The organism is Streptomyces sp. NPDC006265, assembly GCF_040613555.1.
GTDB lineage: Bacteria > Actinomycetota > Actinomycetes > Streptomycetales > Streptomycetaceae > Streptomyces.
Map to the genome: position 1 here is coordinate 1 of NZ_JBEXSH010000586.1, position 5,747 is coordinate 5,747.

Sequence of the window (5,747 nt, forward strand, 5' to 3'; positions counted from 1 at the left end):
CCCTTCTCTGGTGCGCCCGAGCGGGTCGCGCTCGGCTTCCGGACGTACATAAGGTCTGCGCCCCCTGTAAAGGCACAGACCAAGGGGGCACCTTCCCCCACGCGGTGGCATGCGTCACAGAGCGCGACTTCTCGCACTGCCGTCTCCCGGGTCGCGGGAGGTTTCACAGCACTGGTGAGACAGCGATACTGCTGCACATGACGACCGACGCCGAGGAGCCGACCCTCACGATCGACGAACTGGCCGCCCGGACCGGCGTCACGGTGCGCACGGTCCGCTTCTACGGCACGAAAGGGCTGCTGCCGCCGCCGGTGCTCGGTCCGCGGCGCGTGGGGCACTACGGGCGTGACCATATGGCCCGGCTGGCGCTGATCGAGGAGTTGCAGCAGCAGGGCATGACGCTGGCCGGCATCGAGCGCTACCTGCGGCAGCTGCCGCCGGACCTGAGCGCGCACGACCTCGCCATCCACCGGGCCGTGGTGGCCTCCTGGGCGCCGGAGACCGTCGAGACGGTCACCCGTGCTGAGCTGGAGCGGCGGGCCGGACGGCCGCTGGGCGAGGAGGACGTCGAGCGGCTCGTCGCGATGGGCGTGGTCCGGCCCGCGGACGACGGGTACGAGGCCGACCTCGGGCTGCTCCGGCTGGGCGCCGGGCTGCTGGACGTGCCGCTCTCCCAGGAGGCGATCTTCGCGGCGCGCAAGGTCCTCATCGAACACGCGCACGCCGCGGCCCGGGAGCTGTCCCAGCTCTTCCGCGGCGAGGTGGCGGAGCGCGACGCGCAGGACGTGCGCTCGTTGTCCGCGCACATGCATCCTCTGGTGGTGCAGGCGCTCCTGACCGCGTTTCAGCGGTCGCTGAAGGAAGAGCTGGGCGAGTGGCTCACCGGGCCGTCGGGCTCCGGCGGGTCAGCCGCGGGCTGAATCGCTGAACCGCTCCCCCTTCTGCGCCTTCTCCACCAGCAGCGCGGGCGGCGCGAAGCGCTCCCCGTACTGCTCGGCGAGTTCACGCGCGCGTGCCACGAAGCCGGGCAGGCCTCCTTCGTAGCCGTTGATGTACTGGAGCACGCCGCCCGTCCAGCCCGGGAAGCCGATGCCGAAGATGGAGCCGATGTTGGCGTCGGCGACGGACGTCAGCACGCCCTCCTCCAGCAGCCGGACGGTATCCAGCGCCTCGGAGAACAGCATGCGCTCCTGCATGTCCCGGAACGGGATCTGATACCCCGGCTTGGTGTAGTGCTCGCGCAGTCCGGGCCAGAGGCCGGTGCGCTTGCCGTCGTCGCCGTAGTCATAGAAGCCGGCGCCCCCGCTGCGGCCGGTGCGGCCGAACTCGTCGACCATGCGGTCGATGACGGCCTCGGCGGGGTGGACCGTCCAGGTGCCGCCCGACTCCTCGACCGCGCGCTTCGTCTCGGCCCGGATCTTGCGGGGCAGGGTCAGCGTCAGTTCGTCCATCAGGGACAGCACCTTGGCCGGGTAGCCGGCCTGGGCCGCGGCCTGCTCGACCGAGGCGGGCTCGATGCCCTCGCCGACCATGGCGACGCCCTCGTTGATGAAGTGGCCGATGACGCGGGAGGTGAAGAAGCCGCGCGAGTCGTTGACGACGATGGGCGTCTTGTTGATCTGCCGGACCAGGTCGAAGGCGCGGGCCAGGGCCTCCTCGCCGGTGCGCTCGCCCTTGATGATCTCGACGAGCGGCATCTTGTCGACGGGTGAGAAGAAGTGCAGACCGATGAAGTCGCCCTGGCGCTCGACGCCTTCGGCGAGGGCGGTGATGGGCAGGGTGGAGGTGTTGGAGCAGAGCAACGCGTCGGGCTCCACGACGTGCTGGATCTCCTGGAACACCTTGTGCTTGAGCGACGTGTCCTCGAAAACGGCCTCGATGACGGCGTCGCAGCCGGCCAGGTCCCGCGCCTCGGCGGTGGGGGTGATGCGGGCGAGCAGCGCGTCGGCCTTGTCCTGGGTCGTACGGCCCTTGGAGACGGCCTTGGCGCACAGCTTCTCGGAGTAGGCCTTGCCCTTGAGGGCGGCCTCCAGGGAGACGTCCTTCAGGACCACGTCGATGCCCGCGCGTGCGCAGGAGTAGGCGATGCCGGCGCCCATCATCCCGGCGCCGAGGACGGCGACCATGCGGACCTTGCGGGACTCGATGCCCTGGGGGCGGTTGGCGCCGGAGTTGACGGCCTGGAGGTCGAAGAAGAAGGCCTGGATCATGTTCTTCGAGGTCTGGCCGGCCGCGAGGTCCACGAAGTAGCGGGCCTCGATGACCTGGGCGGTCTCGAAGTCGACCTGGGAGCCTTCGACGGCGGCGGCCAGGATGTTGCGCGGCGCCGGGTAGGGCGCGCCGTTGGTCTGCTTGCGCAGGCCGGCCGGGAAGGCGGGCAGGTTCGCGGCGAACTTGGGGTTGGCCGGTGTGCCGCCCGGGATGCGGTAGCCGGGCTTGTCCCAGGGCTGCTGCGACTCGGGGTTGGCGTCGATGAAGGCGCGGGCCTTGGCGAGCAGCTCCTCCTGGGTGGCGGCCACGTCGTCCACGAGGCCGTTCTCCCGGGCGCGGCGCGGGCTGTACTGGGTGCCCTGGAGGAGGACCTTCAGCAGGGCGTCGGCGATGCCCAGCATCCGGACGGTGCGGACGACACCCCCGCCTCCGGGGAGCAGACCGAGGGTGACCTCGGGGCAGCCGATCTTGGAGCCGGGCGCGTCGAGCGCGACGCGGTGGTGGCAGGCGAGGGCGATCTCGTAACCGCCGCCGAGGGCCGCGCCGTTGAGGGCGGCGACGACGGGCTTGCCGAGGGTCTCGATGCGGCGCAGGTGCCGCTTGATGGCCATGCCGCCGTCGAACAGCTCCTGGGCCGTCTCGGGCGTGACGCGGATGAGGTCGCGCAGGTCGCCGCCGGCGAAGAAGGTCTTCTTCGCGGAGGTGATGATGACGCCCCGGATGGAGTCCTTCTCGGCCTCAAGGCGGTCGGTGACGGCGGCGAGGGAGTCACGGAACGCCTGGTTCATGGTGTTCGCGGACTGGTTCGGGTCGTCGATGACGAGGGTGACGAGGCCGGTGCGGTCCTGTTCCCAGCGGATGGTGGTGGACTCAGTGCTCATGTGGAGGTGCTCCGTGTGATCCGTCGGGAGGGGGTCAGATGCGCTCGACGATCGTGGCGACGCCCATGCCGCCGCCGACGCACAGCGTGGCGAGGCCGTAGTGCTTGTCCTGGCGTTCGAGTTCGTCGACGAGGGTGCCGAGGATCATCGCGCCGGTCGCACCGAGGGGGTGGCCGAGCGCGATCGCGCCGCCGTTGACGTTGACCTTGTCCAGGGACAGGCCCATGTCCCGCGCGTAGCGCAGCACGACCGCCGCGAACGCCTCGTTGATCTCGACGAGGTCGATGTCGTCGATGGTGAGCCCGGCCTTGGCGAGGGCCTTGCGGGTCGCGGGGGCGGGGCCGGTGAGCATGATGGTCGGCTCGGAGCCGGAGACGGCGGCGGAGACGATCCGCGCGCGGGGTGTGAGGCCGTAGCGCTCGCCGACCTCCTTGGAGCCGATCGCGACGAGCGAGGCGCCGTCCACGATGCCGGAGGAGTTGCCCGCGTGATGGACGTGGTCGATCTTCTCCACCCAGTGGTACTGCTGGAGGGCCACCGCGTCGAAGCCGCCGAGTTCGCCGATGTCCGCGAAGGACGGCTTGAGCCCCGCGAGGGAGTCGGCGGTGGTGCCGGGACGCGGGAACTCGTCGTGGTCGAGGACGACGAGACCGCTGCGGTCCTTCACCGGGACGACCGACCTCTCGAAGCGGCCGTCCTTCATCGCGGTGGCGGCCCGCTCCTGGGAGAGCGCCGCGTACTCGTCGACGTCGCGCCGGGAGAATCCCTCGATGGTGGCGATGAGGTCGGCGCCGATGCCCTGCGGCACGAAGTTGACCTCGAGGTTGGTCATCGGGTCGTTGAACCACGCGCCGCCGTCGGAGGCCATCGGCACCCGGGACATCGATTCGACACCGCCCGCGAGGACGAGGTCCTCCCAGCCGGAACGCACCTTGGCGGCGGCCAGGTTGACGGCCTCCAGGCCCGAGGCGCAGAAGCGGTTCTCCTGCACACCGGCGACCGTGTCGGGCAGGCCCGCGGCGATGGCGGCGATCCGGGCGATGTCGGAGCCCTGGTCGCCGACCGGGCCGACGACGCCGAGGACGATGTCGTCGACGGCGGCCGGGTCGAGGTCCGGGAACCGGGCGCGGATCTCGTGGATGAGTCCGACGACCAGGTCGATGGGCTTGGTGCCGTGCAGGGCGCCGTTGGCCTTGCCGCGGCCGCGCGGGGTGCGGATCGCGTCGTAGACGTATGCTTCGGTGCTCACGAGGGGGCCTTTCGCTGAGGGTTTCGGGACGACGGGAGGAGCCCTGGGACGTCCCAGTCCCGGGCGATGTCCGCCGTGTCGGCACCCGGCCGGGCCGGGCCGGTGCGGACGCAGGTCGGGGTCGCGGAGAAGCGGGGGGCCGGGGCGGGCTGGGTGATGCCGCCGTGGTCGGTGAAGGTGCCGCGGGCGGCCAGGTGCGGGTGGTGCGGGGCCTCGCGCAGTGACAGGACGGGCGCCACGCAGGCGTCGGAGCCGTCGAAGACGACCGTCCATTCGTCCCTGGTACGGCTCTTGAAGCGGGTGGCGACCTGTTCGCGCAGTTCACTCCAGCGGGCGACGTCCTTGCGGGCCCCGGCCTGGTCCTCGAGGCCGAGGAGGGCGAGGAACTCCGCGTAGAACTGGGGCTCCAGCGCGCCCACGGCCATGTACCTGCCGTCGGCCGTCTCGTACGTGCCGTAGTAGGGGCAGCCGCCGTCCAGGAGGTTGGCGCCGCGGCGGTCCTGCCAGCCGCCGGCGGCGAGCATGCCGTGGATCATCGTGGCGAGATGTGCGGTGCCGTCCACGATGGCGGCGTCGACGACCTGGCCGGTGCCGCTCGCGCGCGCGTGGTGCAGGGCGGCGAGGACGCCGACCACGAGGTAGAGGGAGCCGCCCGCGTAGTCGCCGAGCAGGTTCGCCGGGACCGCGGGCGGTTCGTCCGGCCGGCCGATCAGGCCGAGGGTCCCGGTGAGGGCGATGTACGCGATGTCGTGCCCGGCGCGCTGGGCGAGTGGGCCGTCCTGGCCCCAGCCGGTCATCCGGCCGTAGACGAGGCGCGGGTTGCGGGCGTGGCAGTCCCCGGGGCCGACACCGAGGCGTTCCGCGACGCCCGGGCGGTAGCCCTCGACCAGGACGTCGGCGCGGGCCACGAGGTCGAGCACCTGGTCCGGGCCGTCGGGGTCCTTCAGGTCGACGACGACCGAGCGCTTGTTGCGGTTGGTGACGTCGTAGGCCGGGTCGATCGCGAGGCCGGGGCCGCCGGGCCGGTCCACGCGTACGACGTCGGCCCCGAGGTCGGCCAGGAGCATCGCGGCGAACGGGCCGGGCCCGATGCCGGCCAGCTCGACGACGCGCACGCCGGTGAGCGGACCGGGTCCTGGCGTCCTTGCCGTGGTCATCCAGCCCCCAGTGCTGTGACACAACTGATGTAACACCAGTGATGCTAAGAACGTGTTCCACTCGGCACAAGACCTGCACGAGCAAGCGCTTAGCAATCTGCCGGACAGGGCCAGCTTCCGTCCAGCTCGACTATCAGCCGCTTGGGCGCGATCACCCGGTAGCTCTCCTCCACCCAGTCGCAGAGCACCTCGGCAGCCGGGGCGCCCTGCTGCTCCAGGGGGATGCTCACCCAGCCCGCCTTGCCCAGC

General features: G+C 71.3%; 4 protein-coding genes. 1 reads left to right on the forward strand and 3 read right to left on the reverse strand.

What is annotated here, in order from left to right:
• The first annotated feature begins 197 nt into the window (after positions 1 to 197).
• The gene (locus ABZ281_RS34545; RefSeq protein ID WP_356661978.1) at positions 198 to 920 is read left to right on the forward strand and encodes a MerR family transcriptional regulator; all 723 of its coding nucleotides are present in this window, start codon (positions 198 to 200) and stop codon (positions 918 to 920) included.
• Here ABZ281_RS34545 and ABZ281_RS34550 read toward each other — a convergent pair.
• Genes ABZ281_RS34550 through ABZ281_RS34560 form a run of 3 tightly spaced genes read right to left on the reverse strand, consistent with a single transcriptional unit; the run spans position 906 to position 5,498 of the window.
• Complete coding sequence (locus ABZ281_RS34550; protein ID WP_356661980.1) at positions 906 to 3,092, reverse strand: 3-hydroxyacyl-CoA dehydrogenase NAD-binding domain-containing protein; 2,187 nt, start codon at positions 3,090 to 3,092, stop codon at positions 906 to 908. The two genes, ABZ281_RS34545 and ABZ281_RS34550, sit on opposite strands and share 15 nt — an antisense overlap.
• A 34-nt stretch (positions 3,093 to 3,126) precedes the next feature.
• Positions 3,127 to 4,341 carry an acetyl-CoA C-acetyltransferase gene (locus ABZ281_RS34555; RefSeq protein WP_356661982.1) on the reverse strand — a complete coding sequence of 405 codons (1,215 nt, stop codon included), beginning with the start codon at positions 4,339 to 4,341 and terminating at the stop codon, positions 3,127 to 3,129.
• Positions 4,338 to 5,498, reverse strand: a complete 1,161-nt coding sequence (locus tag ABZ281_RS34560) for a CaiB/BaiF CoA-transferase family protein (protein WP_356661984.1) — start codon at positions 5,496 to 5,498, stop codon at positions 4,338 to 4,340. The genes ABZ281_RS34555 and ABZ281_RS34560 overlap by 4 nt, the downstream gene beginning before the upstream one ends.
• Positions 5,499 to 5,747: the final 249 nt, after the last annotated feature.